The 13270-nt window shown below is 64.7% G+C and carries 16 protein-coding genes; 7 read left to right on the top strand and 9 right to left on the bottom strand.

All coding sequences use genetic code 11. From position 1 onward, the window contains the following. Positions 1–79: 79 nt before the first annotated feature. Complete coding sequence (locus JI743_RS11145; protein WP_236659969.1) at positions 80–718, top strand: glutathione S-transferase family protein; 639 nt, start codon at positions 80–82, stop codon at positions 716–718. Positions 719–786: 68 nt separating this feature from the next. On the opposite strand, the gene JI743_RS11150 is transcribed toward JI743_RS11145, so the two are convergent. Beyond that, positions 787–1518, bottom strand: a complete 732-nt coding sequence (locus JI743_RS11150) for a Bax inhibitor-1/YccA family protein (protein ID WP_201928378.1) — start codon at positions 1516–1518, stop codon at positions 787–789. 134 nt (positions 1519–1652) lie between these two features. On the opposite strand from JI743_RS11150, the gene thpR reads away from it, so the two are divergent. After that, positions 1653–2261, top strand: a complete 609-nt coding sequence (gene thpR, locus JI743_RS11155; RefSeq protein WP_201928379.1) for an RNA 2',3'-cyclic phosphodiesterase — start codon at positions 1653–1655, stop codon at positions 2259–2261. Here the strand turns inward: thpR and JI743_RS11160 are convergent. After that, positions 2177–2656: a low molecular weight protein-tyrosine-phosphatase gene (locus JI743_RS11160; RefSeq protein WP_201928380.1), complete on the bottom strand. Its 480-nt coding sequence runs from the start codon at positions 2654–2656 to the stop codon at positions 2177–2179. The genes thpR and JI743_RS11160 overlap by 85 nt on opposite strands. Before the next feature lie 107 nt (positions 2657–2763). On the opposite strand from JI743_RS11160, the gene JI743_RS11165 reads away from it, so the two are divergent. Then, positions 2764–4359 carry a spinster family MFS transporter gene (locus JI743_RS11165; protein ID WP_201928381.1) on the top strand — a complete coding sequence of 532 codons (1596 nt, stop codon included), beginning with the start codon at positions 2764–2766 and terminating at the stop codon, positions 4357–4359. Between the two features lie 45 nt (positions 4360–4404). On the opposite strand, the gene JI743_RS11170 is transcribed toward JI743_RS11165, so the two are convergent. The 5 genes from JI743_RS11170 to JI743_RS11190 all read right to left on the bottom strand — a co-directional run bounded on the left by JI743_RS11170 (position 4405) and on the right by JI743_RS11190 (position 7822). Further along, positions 4405–4980 carry a superoxide dismutase family protein gene (locus tag JI743_RS11170; protein WP_201928382.1) on the bottom strand — a complete coding sequence of 192 codons (576 nt, stop codon included), beginning with the start codon at positions 4978–4980 and terminating at the stop codon, positions 4405–4407. Between the two features lie 198 nt (positions 4981–5178). Beyond that, a complete protein-coding gene (locus JI743_RS11175; protein ID WP_201928383.1) occupies positions 5179–5604 on the bottom strand; it encodes an ExbD/TolR family protein in 426 nt (141 codons plus the stop codon). Between the two features lie 35 nt (positions 5605–5639). Then, complete coding sequence (locus tag JI743_RS11180) at positions 5640–6161, bottom strand: ExbD/TolR family protein (RefSeq protein WP_201928384.1); 522 nt, start codon at positions 6159–6161, stop codon at positions 5640–5642. A 123-nt stretch (positions 6162–6284) separates the two neighbouring features. Then, positions 6285–7034, bottom strand: coding sequence for a MotA/TolQ/ExbB proton channel family protein (locus JI743_RS11185; RefSeq protein WP_227340466.1), 750 nt, complete (start codon positions 7032–7034; stop codon positions 6285–6287). Between the two features lie 131 nt (positions 7035–7165). After that, positions 7166–7822 carry an energy transducer TonB gene (locus tag JI743_RS11190; protein ID WP_201928386.1) on the bottom strand — a complete coding sequence of 219 codons (657 nt, stop codon included), beginning with the start codon at positions 7820–7822 and terminating at the stop codon, positions 7166–7168. 355 nt (positions 7823–8177) lie between these two features. Between JI743_RS11190 and JI743_RS11195 the strand changes: the two genes are divergently transcribed. Then, the gene (locus JI743_RS11195) at positions 8178–8975 is read left to right on the top strand and encodes a hypothetical protein (protein WP_330902789.1); all 798 of its coding nucleotides are present in this window, start codon (positions 8178–8180) and stop codon (positions 8973–8975) included. Positions 8976–9075: 100 nt separating this feature from the next. After that, positions 9076–10395: a homoserine dehydrogenase gene (locus tag JI743_RS11200; protein WP_201928388.1), complete on the top strand. Its 1320-nt coding sequence runs from the start codon at positions 9076–9078 to the stop codon at positions 10393–10395. Here JI743_RS11200 and JI743_RS11205 read toward each other — a convergent pair. Next, positions 10392–10772: a hypothetical protein gene (locus JI743_RS11205; RefSeq protein ID WP_227340114.1), complete on the bottom strand. Its 381-nt coding sequence runs from the start codon at positions 10770–10772 to the stop codon at positions 10392–10394. The genes JI743_RS11200 and JI743_RS11205 overlap by 4 nt on opposite strands. A gap of 130 nt (positions 10773–10902) precedes the next feature. On the opposite strand from JI743_RS11205, the gene glpX reads away from it, so the two are divergent. Together glpX and JI743_RS11215 are read left to right on the top strand one after the other, a co-directional pair. Further along, positions 10903–11874 (top strand): class II fructose-bisphosphatase, encoded by a 972-nt coding sequence (glpX, locus tag JI743_RS11210; RefSeq protein WP_201928390.1) that lies wholly within the window; start codon positions 10903–10905, stop codon positions 11872–11874. A gap of 63 nt (positions 11875–11937) precedes the next feature. Continuing rightward, the gene (locus JI743_RS11215) at positions 11938–12708 is read left to right on the top strand and encodes a hypothetical protein (protein ID WP_201928391.1); all 771 of its coding nucleotides are present in this window, start codon (positions 11938–11940) and stop codon (positions 12706–12708) included. A gap of 63 nt (positions 12709–12771) precedes the next feature. Here the strand turns inward: JI743_RS11215 and JI743_RS11220 are convergent, their stop codons facing one another. Then, entirely contained in the window at positions 12772–13260 is a 489-nt protein-coding gene (locus tag JI743_RS11220; RefSeq protein ID WP_201928392.1) for a flavodoxin family protein, read from the bottom strand. Positions 13261–13270 lie beyond the last annotated feature (10 nt).

Here is a 13270-nt window from a genome sequence, read left to right on the forward strand (position 1 = left end):
CCTGTGGTGACAAAACAAGCCTGCTGGCCGGCGATGCGTGTTCCTGATATGTTCGATGACGACTCAAGCCGAAGGGAGCATGACCGTGGCCGACGATCTTATCTTTTACACCAACCCGATGTCGCGCGGACAGATGGTTCGCTGGATGCTCGAAGAGGTTGGCGCCCCCTATGAAACGCACATTCTTGACTATGACACGGCGATGAAGGCGCCCGATTATCTCGCGATCAACCCGATGGGCAAGGTTCCCGCGATCGTCCACAATGGGCGGGTCGTCACCGAATGCGCCGCGATCTGCGCCTATCTCGCCGATGCCTTCGCCGGCGCCGGATTGGCTCCCGCGCCCGCCGACCGCGCCGATTATTATCGCTGGCTCTTTTTCGCCGCGGGACCTGTCGAGCAAGCCGTCGTATCGAAGCATCTCGGCCTCGAACCCGAGGGCGAGCAGCGGCGCATGGCGGGGTTCGGAACGCTCGACCAAACGCTCGACACGCTCGAAACAGCGGTTGCGGGCAAGAATTTTGTCGCGGGCGAGCGTTTCAGCGCTGCCGATGTCTATGTCGGGAGCCATATCGATTGGGGCCTGCAATTCGGGTCGATCCCGTCGCGTCCCGCATTCGAAGCTTATGTCGCGCCGCTGCGCGAACGCGCAGCCTACCAGCGCGCGAAGCAAATCGACAATGCGTTGATCGCCGAAATGCAGGCGCCTGCCGCGTAAAGATTAAAGCGAAGGCCCGGCGAATCGCTCCGCCGGGCCTTCCTTTTACCTGTGCCTGTTACGCTCGCTTATTCGCGGCTTCCAAGCAGGTGGAGCAGGAAGGTGAACATGTTCACGAAGTCGAGATAGAGGTTCAGCGCTCCCATGATCACGGCCTTGCCGACGAAATCGGTGCCGCGAACATAGAAATACATGCTCTTGATCTTCTGCGTGTCATAGGCGGTGAGACCCGCGAAAACCAGCACGCCGATCACGCTGATCGCCAGCGCCATCGCGCCCGACTGGAACACGAAAGCGTTAAGCAGCATCGCGACGAGCAGGCCGACGACGCCCATGATCAGGAAAGTGCCGAAACCCGACAGATCCTTTTTGGTCGTGTAGCCATAGAGGCTGAGGCCGAGGAAGGCTGCGGCCGTCGCGAAAAAGGTCTGTGCGATCGACGTGCTGGTGAACGCCAGAAAGATCGTCGACATCGACAGGCCCATCACGGCGGCATAGACCCAGAAGATCGTCTGCGCCGCGACCGTCGACAGCTTGTTGATGCCAAAGCTCAGCACCATCACGAAAGCCAGCGGAGCCAGCATCACCACCCACATCAGCGGGCTGCCGATCATCGAGGCGGTGAAGCCCGACTGAAAGGCGAGCATCGCGACGATGCCGGTAAGCAGCACGCCCGAGCCCATATAGTTGTAAACCGACAGCATGTACGACCGCAGGCCGGCATCGACGGCCTGGTCCGTTGCACGCGTGCCGGCGCCAAAACCGGAAGCCGCCATATTGGGGTCGTTCCAATTCGCCATTGTCATTCTCCATCACCGGCCAGCCCATACCGGCCGTGACCATAATATCGGGTCTTTCCCGTATAGATTCAAGCGAAACCGGACAGGGGCGAAATTGTTGCGCGCGGGCACGGTCGCCCTATGTTCTTCGTACCATGTCCGCGCACCGCCTCTTTGTCGCTTTGCGGCCACCGCGTCCGATCCGCGCCCAGCTTACGGCCGCGATGCACGGGATTTCGGGCGCGCGCTGGCAGAGCGACGATCAACTCCATCTCACGCTCCGTTTTATCGGCGAGGTCGACCATCATCGCGCCGAGGATGTCGCCGCTGCGCTCGGTGCACTCCATGCGCCGTCGGTCGCGGCGCGGATTGCCGGGGTGGGGATGTTCGAGCGGCGCGGGCAGCCGCACACGGTGTGGGCGGGGGTCGCGCCCGCCGAGCCGCTTGCTGCTCTCCATCACAAGGTCGATCAGCTGCTCGCGCGGGTCGGTGTCGCGGGCGAAACGCGGGCCTTCGTGCCGCATATCACGCTCGCGCGGCTCAACCGCTCGTCGGGGCCGGTCGCACCCTTTGTCGCGCTGCACAGCGACCTCGCGAGCGAGGCATTCACATTCGACCATGTCACGCTGTACGAAAGCGAGCTTGCGCACGGCGGGTCGCGCTACCATCCGGTCGCGCGCTATCCGCTCGCGTCCGACACGAGCGCCTCGGCAACCGCACGCACATCGGACCAGGTCGCCGCGAAACCATCTTCCTCACCATAATAGGGATCGGCGACGCTTTCGCCAGCGCGCCCGGGCACCATGTCGAGCATCAACGCGAGCCGCGCGGTCGCATCGGGCGGCGCGATCCGGCGCGCGTCGCGCAAATTCTGCGCGTCGGCCGCAAGGATCAGGTCGAAACGGCGGAAATCCTCGGGAACAAGCTGCCGCGCGCGCAGATCCGAAATGTCGATCCCGCGCCGCCGCGCCTCGGCCTGCGCGCGTGCGTCGGGCGGGCGTCCGACATGCCAGTCGCCGGTCCCCGCCGAATCAAGCCGTGCCGCGACGCCACGGGCGTCGAACGCCGCGCGCGCTGCCCCTTCGGCCAATGGAGAACGACAGATATTTCCAAGGCAGAGGAACAGGATCGAGGGTGTTTCCGTAGCGTCGCCCCTCATGCGGCCCTCGTACCGTTCAAAGTTGAACCGACTTTCAACTTGCACCTCTTCGCCGCTCTGCTAGCCATGTCCGCCAATGAATAACGGGTTCGGGAGAGGGTTGCCAGATGACCGAGAAGGATGTGAGTGGCGCATCGGCAGCGGAACCGAAAGCCACGGGGTACAGCTGGTACGTCCTCTCCGTGCTCGTCATCGTCTATATCCTGAATTTCATCGACCGTCAGATCATCAGCATCCTTGCAGTCGACATCAAGGCCGATCTCGGCCTCACCGATTCGCAGATGGGATTCCTCGGCGGCGCTGCGTTCGCGGTTTTTTATGCGCTTTTCGGAATCCCGCTCGGACGACTGGCCGACAATTGGAGCCGCGTGAAGCTGCTGTCGATCGGCCTTACCCTGTGGTCGGCGATGACGGCCTTTTCCGGGCTCGCCTATGACCGGCTGACCCTGACGCTTGCGCGCATGGGAGTCGGCGTCGGCGAGGCGACGGCGAGTCCGACCGCCTATTCGCTCATCTCCGACTATTTTCCGAAACGGCAGAAAGCGACCGCGCTCGCCATCTATTCATCGGGTCTCTACCTCGGCGGCGGTGTCTCGCTGTTCATCGGCGCGTTGATTGTCCAAACATGGAACGCCGCCTATCCGGGCGGCGGCCCGCTCGGGCTGGTCGGCTGGCAGGCGGCGTTCCTTGCGGTCGGCGTGCCCGGAATTCTTCTCGCGCTATGGGTCGCATCGCTGCGTGAGCCGGTGCGCGGGGCGATGGACGGAACCCCCGCCAAAAGCTCGCCCACCCCGTTCCGCGAGTTCGGCCGCGACCTGTCGATGATTGTCCCCCCCTTCACCCTTTATGGCGCATGGAAGCGCGGACCGGCTGCGCTGGCAATCAACATCGGCGCTGCCGCCGGATTCGCCGGATTCGCCTGGTGGATGATCGAATTGACCGGGAACATCCCACAATGGTCGGCGGTCGCGTTCGGCTATTATGCGGTTTTTTCCTGGGCGAGCACCTTGCGGGCCAACGACCCCGCGACCTTCCGCCTGATCTGGGGGACGCCCGCCTTCATCTGCACGACGCTCGGCTATGGTCTGGTCAGCCTTGCGGCCTATGCGCTCGCCTTTTGGTCGGCGCCCTATGCCGAAGTCGTGCTTGGCCTGCCAAAGCAGGAACTCGCTTCGATCCTCGGCGCCAACGGTGCACTCAGCGGCTTTGTTGGCGTGATTATCGGCGGCCGCGTCGCCGACGCCCTGCGCGCGCGCAATCCGGCGGGGCGCATCTGGATGATCATCTTTGGCGTCGTTGCCCCAATCATTCCGATCTGGATCGGATACACGACCGAAAACGCCGTTCTATTCTATACCATGAACTTTCTGGCGGGGCTCTTCGGCGCGGCCGCCCTCGGCGCGGCCGCTGCGACGACGCAGGATCTGGTGCTCCCCGAAATGCGCGGCACCGCGACCGCCGCCTTCTTCCTTGGGACCACGCTCGTCGGCCTGTCCTTCGGCCCCTATATGGTCGGACAGATTTCGGACCTGACCGGCACAATGGTCGACGGAGCCTATGTCGGCAATCTGCGCATCGGAATTTTGTCGCTCATCGGTGTCGCACCGATCGCGCTGATCCTGTTGTTCTACGCTTACCGCGCCCTGCCGCACGCCGAAGCGACGCTCGTCGAACGCGCGCGGGCCGCGCGCGAAGGCGCATGATTCGACGCGGCGTTACTTTTAAAGGGCCTTGCGACCTCAGCCGCCTCAGTCCGCACCGCTGCCTTTGACGACCACGCCGCAGGCGACGCGCGCGCCGCTGTTGCCGCTGGGATCGGTGCGCATGTCGTCGGGGCTGGCATGAATGACGAAAGCCGCGCCGTCGGCATCGAGCAGCGCGCCCGCGCCCTCGAAGCGCGACCCGACCATCGTCACCGTAGCGCGGCCGATCTGTTCGGCTTCGATCACGAGGTTCGGCAAATCGCCGTGGTGCGCGCCCATCGGATTTTCGCGGCCATGCTGCGCATCGGTCGGGTTCCAGTGGGGACCTGCGCTCGCGAAGTCGGGCGGAGTGCACTGACCGACAGCGTGGACGTGCATACCATAGGTGCCGGGAGCGAAGCCGCGCGCGACGAGTTCGATTCGCAGGCCGTTCGCCTCGCGATAAATGTCGGCGCGTCCGCGGTCGGCGCCGCGCGCGTCATAGAGCTGCGCGTGCGCGTCGGCGGGGGGCAGCGTCGATACGGGCTTGCCGCCCATATTGGCGCAGCCGCCGATCGCAAGCAGCGCCGCGCCGGTCGCAATCGGCAAAGCCACGCGCCCGAAGTGCAATGTCTTCGTCATGCAGTTGATTCCTTTCGCCCTGTTTCGTCGTCGCTCTGCCGACCGAACGCCGCAAAGTCGCTTTTCGATCCAACATCCTACCTTGCCGAACCGTTTTTCGCGATCCAAGCCCGATAATTGTCCCGCGCATGCGGCGCGCAAACAAAGAGGCCGCGAATCGCTTCGCGGCCTCCTCTTGTCCTGCGGTTCGATCAGCGATCAGAACACGCGGGCATATTGTTCGTTTCCGACAAAGCCGAGCTTGCCGACGCCGCTGCGCTTGACCACCGCCATCACATTATCGACGACGATATAACGCGCGAACGGGTCCGGCTGGACCTGCAGTTCGGGCTCGACGGGCAGTGCCTTCGTCTGCTCGAGGTAAACCGCGAGCTGCGCTAGGTCGACCGGCGTGCCGTTCCAGCTGATCGTACCGGCCTGGTCGATCATCACCTTGTTCTTTTCCGGATCGACATTGCTTTCATTGTCGCTCGGAACCGGCAAATCGATCTTCACTGCGTGGGTTTGCACCGGGATGGTGATGATGAACATGATGAGGAGCACGAGCATGACGTCGATCAACGGCGTCGTGTTCATGTCCATCATCGGTTCATTTTCGTCCCGATCGCCAACGGCCATCGACATAGGATTATTCCTTCACTCTCATGTGGGCGCAGTCCTTACAGGCGTCCCAGCGTGCCCGATCCCGCAGCAGGTTCGGAAATGAATCCGATCTTCTGGAAACCGGCAAATTGCATCGTATAGATCACGCCGCCGATGCACTGGTACGGCGTGTTGACGTCGCCGCGAATGTGCACTTCGGGGAAATTTTCCTCGGTGATATTTTCCGGGCCGCCAATATCCTCGAGCAATTTCTCGAGCTTGTCCTGGCCCATCGTCAGCAGCTCGCGCGAATCGACGGGGGTCTGGCCCCAATAAACTTCGCATGCGGTGCTGTCGGCGTTGGGCCGGCCGTCACCATCGGTATCGGCCGAACGCACCGACAGAAGCACATTTTCGGGCTTTGTCGTCGTCGGCTCGAAGACCACGTCGGGAAGCTCGAGATCGACCGTTTCCAGCACCACGGGGACCGTGATGAGGAAGATGATCAAAAGCACGAGCATGATGTCCACGAGCGGGGTCGTGTTGATGTCGGACATTGGGGCTTCTTCGCCGCCCTTATCCCCTACACTCATCGCCATCGGATTAGCATCCTGTCACAAAATTTCTGTCATGAACCTGGAGAGGTTCGCCGGGGGCGTTCCACCCAGTCCAGCGGACCCCGCTCGCTGCCGTAGCGCGGCGAGCGGGAATCCACAGACCAATCAGGCCTTCTTCGGCGCCGCAGCCGGAGCAGCGGCTTTCGCCGGAGCCGACGGGATGGTCGGCTTGACCTGGCCGCCCGACATCATCGCACCGAGAACGTCATTGGCGAAGGTCGACAGGCTGCGGGCGATCGCCTTGTTGCGGCTCTGCAGCCAGTTGAACGCAAGCACCGCGGGAACCGCGACGATCAGACCAATGGCGGTCATGATCAGCGCTTCACCGACCGGACCGGCGACGGTGTCGATCGAGGCCTGGCCCGACGCACCGATCTTCACGAGGGCGCGAAGAATACCGATGACGGTACCGAACAGGCCGACGAACGGTGCAGTCGAACCGACGGTCGCGAGGAAGGCGAGGCCGCTGTTGAGCTTCGAGTTGATGTGGTTCTGCGAACGCTCGAGCGTGCCGTGCATCCAGTCATGGGCTTCGACGGGGTCGGTGAGCTTGGTGTGCTCTTCGTTCGCGCGCAGGCCGTCTTCGACAACCTGACGATAGGCGCTGTTCTTCTCGAGCTTGTTCATGCCGTCAGCCAGCGTCGGCGCGCGCCAGAAATTGGCGTCGACGGCCTTGCCCTGATTGATGACCTTGTTCTGCTCGAACAATTTGGTGAAAAGGATGTAGAGCGTGCCGACGAACATGATCAGCAGGACCAGGAAGGTCATCTGCGACACAATGCCGCCTTCGCACAGCGCGGGAACGAGACCATAGGGGTTCGTCCCTTCTTCCATCACGCACATGCCCGGGGGCATCATGCCATGCCAGGAGTTGGCGCCGCCGGCAGCGGCAGTTGCGATCAGATTAAACATGTTGGTTATTCCCTCTCAAAATAATCGAAATCAAAAATTCAGATCATTGGGCCGCATGGAAATCGTCGCGCCGATCAGCGCGGGATCTGCCAGCGGATACGATTGCTGTAGCTTCCGCCCTTTGGATTGCCCGCCCGGTCCTTGCCCGGGTTAAAGCGTGCGCGGCGCGAAATGAGCTTGCACGTTTCGGCATCAAGGTCGGCGTGACCGCTCGACGACGTGATGTCGCACGACGTGACCTTGCCATCGGCACCATAGGTGACGCGGAAACCGGTCGTACCTTCACGATCCTCGCGCATGGCGCGTGCCGGATAGTCGTCGTTCGTCGCCCAACGCCCAGGGTTGCCGCGCGGCGAACCTTCCTGGCTGAGGTCAGGCGTCGGCGGCGGAGCCGGCGGCGCAGGCGGGATATAGACCGGCGGAGGCGGCGTCGGCGGCGCCTTCGGCACCGACTGCACCGTGTTCGTCGTCACCGGCGGCGGGATTGGTGACGGCGGCGTCACGACCGGCGGAGGCGGCGGCAGGACATTGTCCGGCGGCGGCGGCGGCGGCGGCTCCTCCGGCGGCGGCGGTTCTTCGACGTCCACGACGTCCAGTTTTTCGGCAATCTTCTTGACGATGCTGATGTTCAAGCCGTTGACCAGGCCGTAACCCAGAACCGCTGTAAACAGACCAACCAAGACAATTGCCACTACCCTGTTTTTAGGGTCGACATTATCACCATAAGCCATTCAGGGACGACGCTCCTTGCTAGATCATCCTGACACCAATTCCGAACCGACAGGTTGGTTGCCTTGTGCCCGGATGTTTTCCGATGCGACGAGGAGACCCGGCGGTCTTGCAGCCGGCCTGTTCTGTTTTTGCCGGACGCTTGCACGCCCGTCTATCGCGGTGGCGGCAAGTTCGCAAACCCTTTATCAGCGGTTAATGTGCCCCGCGCCATGATGGGACTTTGGCAGCCTGTATGGCGCTTTGATAACATGATGAGGAACAAACATGCGCGTGCTCTTCCCCGCCCTTTGTGCCGCACTGGCGATAGCAACTATCGGGAATAGCGGCGTTTTCGCAATGCAGCCCGCGACACCGGTGGCATTGGCCGATCGCTTTAGCTATGCCGACCTTGCCGATCTGGCGACGACGGCGCCGATGACGATCCATGCACGAATATCTTCGTCGGCCGTGCTCAAGCCCGAACGCGCACCGGGACTCGCGGCGGGTCATGCCCGATTCTATGTCGAGGCCGATGTCGTCAGCCTGATTCGCGGCGGCGGGCCCCTCGCGTCGCGGATAAGCTATCTGGTCGACCTTCCGCTCAATGCAAATGGCAAGGCGCCGAAACTCAAGAAGAAGCAGCCGGTGCTGCTCTTTGCGCGTCCGGTGTCCGGCGCGGCTGCCGGAACGACCGACACCGGCAGCGTCCGACTCGTCGCGCCCGACGCGCAGATCGACTGGGAACCGCAGACCGAATCGCGCATCCGGGCGATATTGACCGAACTCGTCAAACCAGGCGCGCCGCCCGCGATCACCGGGATCGCAAATGGATTCCATGTACCCGGCACCTTGCCCGGCGAGGGCGAGACGCAATTGTTCTTCGATACCGCGACCGGCGAGCCCGTTTCGCTCACAATCCTGACTGCCGCCGACGGCACGCGCCGCTGGGCGGCCGCCTTTGGCGAGATCGTCGACGAATCGGCCGCCATTCCGGCGCGAAACACGCTCGCCTGGTACCGGCTGGCGTGCGGACTGCCACGCACCCTGCCGCTTGATCGGCTCAAGGGCACGACGGCCACCGACCGGCGCAAGGCAGCGTCTGACTATGCCGTCGTGCTCGGCGCGCTCGGCGAATGCGCGCGGACGCGGACGCCGCCACCCGGCGCTGAATAGGTCGGCAATATCGCCGCGGCGGCTTTGTTTCCGGACAAAAAGGCGATAGGGGCACCGCCATCGGCGGGCGCCTGCCCGCGTCCATGACGAAAGTAGCCGCATGTCGCCCCATCCTTCGCCGTCCACTGCCCGCCCGCCGCTTCGCGTTGCGCTCGCGGGTATTGGCGTTGTCGGCGGCGGTGTTGTCCGGCTGCTCGAGGCGAACCGCGATCTGATCGCGCGCCGTGCGGGCCGCGCGATCGAAATCGTCGCGGTGTCAGCGCGCGACCGGCACAAGGACCGCGGCGTGGACCTCGGCGCCTATCGCTGGGAAGACGACATGGGCGCACTGGTCGCGGGCGACGACATCGATGTCGTCGTCGAGATGGTCGGCGGCGCCGACGGTCCCGCGCTGACCCTCGCGCGCCAGGCGCTCAGCGCGGGGAAGGCGCTGGTCACCGCCAACAAGGCGATGATCGCGCACCACGGCCTCGACCTTGCGCGCATTGCCGAGGAGAAGGACACGCCGCTGAAATATGAAGCGGCAGTCGCCGGTGGGATTCCCGTCATCAAGGCAATTCGCGAGGGCGCATCGGCGAACGAGATCGCGCGCGTCTATGGCATCCTCAACGGCACCTGCAATTATATCCTGACGCTGATGGAGCGCGAAGGCGCGAGCTTCGCCGCCGCGCTCGCCTCGGCGCAGGCCGAAGGCTATGCCGAGGCCGACCCGAGTTTCGACGTCGACGGCGTCGACGCGGCGCACAAGCTGGCAATTCTCGCGGCACTCTGTTTCGGCACGCGGCTCGACATCGGCGCAGTGACGGCGAGCGGCATCCGCGACCTTATCGCTGCCGACATTCGCGAGGCCGAGGCGCTGGGCCACCGCGTCCGTCTGATCGGCATGGCCGAGCGTAGCGGAGAGGCGCTGTACCAGCATGTGCAGCCCTGCCTCGTCCCCGCCGACCATCCGCTCGCTTATGTTCCGGGCGCGCTCAACGCCGTCGTTGCCGAGGGCAATTTCGTCGGACGCCTGTTCTTTGAGGGCGCGGGCGCGGGCGCGGGGCCGACCGCGTCGGCGATCGTCGCCGACATCATCGACATCGCCCGCGACGAGTATGGCCCGGCCTTTGCCATGCCGGTCGATTCGCTCGACGCCGCCCCCGCGGCCGACGCGGGCGCGCGCATCGGCAAATATTATGTGCGGCTCGTCGTCGAAGACCGCGTCGGCGTGCTCGCCGAGATCGCGACCGCAATGCGCGATGCCTCGGTGTCGATCGAAAGTTTCATCCAGCGCGGCAATGACGAGGGCGACGATGTCGTTATCGCACTCGTCACCCACGAATGCCCGGCGCGCGCAATCGGCGCCGCGCTCGATGCGCTTTCGGCATCCGACCATCTGGTCGGAAAGCCGATGCTGATGCCGATTCTCGCACTTTAATCCTCGGGCTCGGGCGGCGGCGGCACGCCCGTATCGGGATCGGTCGCGCGCTTCGCCATTTCATAGAGCGGATTATATTCGGGGCCGGGCGGATAGCGTCCGCCCATCGACACCCAATTATAGGGCAAGCGGTCGAGGCTCATCGCCTTTGCCTCGGCGCGCGGCAACTTGGGGGGTGCCACGCGATCCTCATTGGCTATCGCCCGCAGTTCGGGCGACAGGCGGTGGCGGTCGGTGTCGCTGCCGCAGACGGTGATCGACCCGTCGTCGGCGGGGCGGCAGCGGCGGACCGGATCGACGAGTTCCTTCGCGGTCTCTATCGCGCTGTCGGCGTCGGGCGCGGGCGGTCCCTGAACCTGCGCGGTCGCCGCGGTCATCGCCATGACACAGCCAGCGCCGAAAGCGCCCGCGAATCGGGCGATGTATCCTCGACAAGCGGTGCGGCGCGCCATATGGCGCCCACCATGCCGGGAAGGCGATATAAGTAAAGGGCGGAAGGATAAGGGAATGATGACGAGCGGCAGCAACCTCGACCGGGTCCTCGTGCTCGAAATGGTGCGCGTGACCGAAGCGGCAGCGATTGCCGCAGCCAAGCTGATCGGGCGCGGCGACGAAAAGGCCGCCGACGCCGCCGCGGTCGAGGCGATGCGCAACGCCTTCAACACCCTTTATATGGACGGCACCATCGTGATCGGCGAGGGCGAGCGCGACGAGGCGCCGATGCTCTATATCGGCGAAAAGGTCGGCAATGCGCCCGGCAAGGGCCCGAAGATCGACATTGCGGTCGATCCCCTCGAAGGAACGACGATCACGGCGAAAGCGGGGCCCAACGCGCTCGCCGTGTTGGCGATCGCCGAGGAAGGCTGCCTCCTCAACGCCCCCGACGTCTATATGGACAAGCTTGCTGTCGGCCCTGGATATTCGCCCGACGTCATCGGATTCGACAAGAGCGTGCGCGAGAATGTCGAGGCGGTAGCGCGCGAAAAGGGCTGTGCGCCCTCCGACATCATCGTCTGCGTCCTCGACCGGCCGCGACACGAAGCCAAGATTGCCGAACTGCGCGCGATCGGCTGCGGCGTCGCGCTGATCCCCGACGGCGACGTCGCCGGCGTCATCGCAACGACCAACCCCGAAACCAATATCGACATCTATATGGGTTCGGGCGGCGCACCCGAGGGTGTGCTCGCCGCCGCGGCGCTGCGCTGCGTCGGCGGGCAGTTCAAGGGACGGCTGCTCTTCCGCAACGACGACGAACGGCTGCGCGCGAAGAAGTGGGGGATCGACGATCTCGACCGCATCTATGACCTTCAGGACCTGGCCAAGGGCGACGTGATCTTCGCCGCGACCGGGGTCACCGACGGCTCGCTGCTGCGCGGCGTCAAGCATCGCCGCGGCGGCGTGCTGACCACCGAAAGCGTTGTGATGCGCGCCTCGTCGGGCACGGTGCGCTGGGTGAAGGGCGAGCACCGCATCGGCTGACGCGCGCGACTTGACGTCTTGCTGTATTGTCGTATTATATCGGCAATACAGCAAGAGGATGCCATGCTCAGCCTGATTCTCGCCGCCGCGATCGCGGCCGCGCAGCCCCCCGACGCGCGCCCCGTCTATCATTATGAGCGCACCAACAGCGACGGCACGATGGGCGAGGATGTCGTCGTCTTTGTCGAGGGCGAAGGGCGGCTGTCGGTGATGAAGGCGCGCGACCGCTGCACGCCCGCCGCCTATGTCACCGGCCGGCTCGACCCCGATACCGGCGCGCCGATCGAGCTCGTCGGCGGGCGGCTGACCCCGCAGGCCGAACAGGCGCCCTTTCTGTGGCTGCGCCCCGTCGAGGGCGGCGGCCGGATCGCGATTCACGAGGGCACGGCCGACGCGCCGCCCTCGGCCGCGGTGGCGGTGGACAGCCCCTGGCATATCTATGATTTCGACTTCGCCGACCTGATCGCGCACCCGCTCGCCGAGATCGCGAAGCGCGCGCCCTTTTCGTTCGACCTGCCGCTGATCCTGATGGCGGACGGCAAGCCGACGCTCTCCAATCGCGGGCGGCTTGAGCTCAGCCGGCCGGTCGAGGTCGTGCGCGCGGGTCGCCGCGCGCTGCGCTATCGCGCGGCCGGCCCCGCCTTTGGCGATGCCAAGGGCTATATGTGGTTCGATGCGCGGTCGGGGGTGCTGGTCGAGGCGAAGCTGCCGCTGCCCAACCACAGCGAGTATCGCGATTTCCACCTGACGCTCGTCCGCACCACGCGCGGCGCGGCGAGCTGGCATGCGCGGCTGGCCGAGCATTGGCAGGGCTGCCCTACCGCCACCGAATGAAGGGCAATTCGGAGTCGGTCGCGGCCAGATGGAATCGTTTCCAACCAGTCCGAACCCAGCCCCCTAGAAAATCCCCGCCGAGAGCCCTTCGGCCAGCGCCGCCCCCAGGTCGCGCGCCTCGGCCAGACGGTCCGCCGCAATCGTCTTGGGCGCGAGGATCGCCTCGGGCGTTTGCGCCGCGACATTGACGATCACCGGATCGGCGACGCGCCGCAGCCGCCAGCCGGTCGCGATGCGGTCGAGCTGGCGCTGGGCATTTTCGCCGTCGGAGCCCGCGCAGATGATCGTCGCATAGGCGCGCCCCTCGATCCGGCCGAGGCAGGGATAATAGCAGCGGTCGAACATCTCCTTCATCGCGCCCGAAAGCGCGGCGAGATTTTCGGGGCCGACGAACAGATAGCCACCCGCTGCGCACATCAGACCGGGCGTCACATCGTCGGCGGGCACCAGCCCCCCCGCGTCGCCCGCGCCTTCCGCCGCGGCTTCGGCGAGCGCGCGGCTGCCGCCGGTGCGGCTGTGCCAGACGATCAACAGGTGCGGCGCGTCCTCCATCACCCCTGCT

Source organism: Sphingopyxis jiangsuensis (genome assembly GCF_016734905.1).
GTDB lineage: Bacteria > Pseudomonadota > Alphaproteobacteria > Sphingomonadales > Sphingomonadaceae > Sphingopyxis > Sphingopyxis jiangsuensis.

Excerpts from the sequence above, each read along its gene's own strand:
- glpX (WP_201928390.1), top strand. The coding sequence starts at position 10,903 with ATGATGACGAGCGGCAGCAACCTCGACCGGGTCCTCGTGCTCGAAATG.
- JI743_RS11175 (WP_201928383.1), bottom strand. The coding sequence starts at position 5,604 with ATGTCGATGGCCGTTGGCGATCGGGACGAAAATGAACCGATGATGGAC.
- JI743_RS11215 (WP_201928391.1), top strand. The coding sequence starts at position 11,938 with ATGCTCAGCCTGATTCTCGCCGCCGCGATCGCGGCCGCGCAGCCCCCC.
- JI743_RS11165 (WP_201928381.1), top strand. The coding sequence starts at position 2,764 with ATGACCGAGAAGGATGTGAGTGGCGCATCGGCAGCGGAACCGAAAGCC.
- JI743_RS11200 (WP_201928388.1), top strand. The coding sequence starts at position 9,076 with ATGTCGCCCCATCCTTCGCCGTCCACTGCCCGCCCGCCGCTTCGCGTT.
- JI743_RS11180 (WP_201928384.1), bottom strand. The coding sequence starts at position 6,161 with ATGGCGATGAGTGTAGGGGATAAGGGCGGCGAAGAAGCCCCAATGTCC.
- JI743_RS11185 (WP_227340466.1), bottom strand. The coding sequence starts at position 7,034 with ATGCCCCCGGGCATGTGCGTGATGGAAGAAGGGACGAACCCCTATGGT.
- JI743_RS11170 (WP_201928382.1), bottom strand. The coding sequence starts at position 4,980 with ATGACGAAGACATTGCACTTCGGGCGCGTGGCTTTGCCGATTGCGACC.
- JI743_RS11220 (WP_201928392.1), bottom strand. The coding sequence starts at position 13,260 with ATGGAGGACGCGCCGCACCTGTTGATCGTCTGGCACAGCCGCACCGGC.
- JI743_RS11205 (WP_227340114.1), bottom strand. The coding sequence starts at position 10,772 with ATGACCGCGGCGACCGCGCAGGTTCAGGGACCGCCCGCGCCCGACGCC.
- JI743_RS11160 (WP_201928380.1), bottom strand. The coding sequence starts at position 2,656 with ATGAGGGGCGACGCTACGGAAACACCCTCGATCCTGTTCCTCTGCCTT.
- JI743_RS11190 (WP_201928386.1), bottom strand. The coding sequence starts at position 7,822 with ATGGCTTATGGTGATAATGTCGACCCTAAAAACAGGGTAGTGGCAATT.
- thpR (WP_201928379.1), top strand. The coding sequence starts at position 1,653 with ATGTCCGCGCACCGCCTCTTTGTCGCTTTGCGGCCACCGCGTCCGATC.
- JI743_RS11145 (WP_236659969.1), top strand. The coding sequence starts at position 80 with ATGACCGTGGCCGACGATCTTATCTTTTACACCAACCCGATGTCGCGC.
- JI743_RS11150 (WP_201928378.1), bottom strand. The coding sequence starts at position 1,518 with ATGGCGAATTGGAACGACCCCAATATGGCGGCTTCCGGTTTTGGCGCC.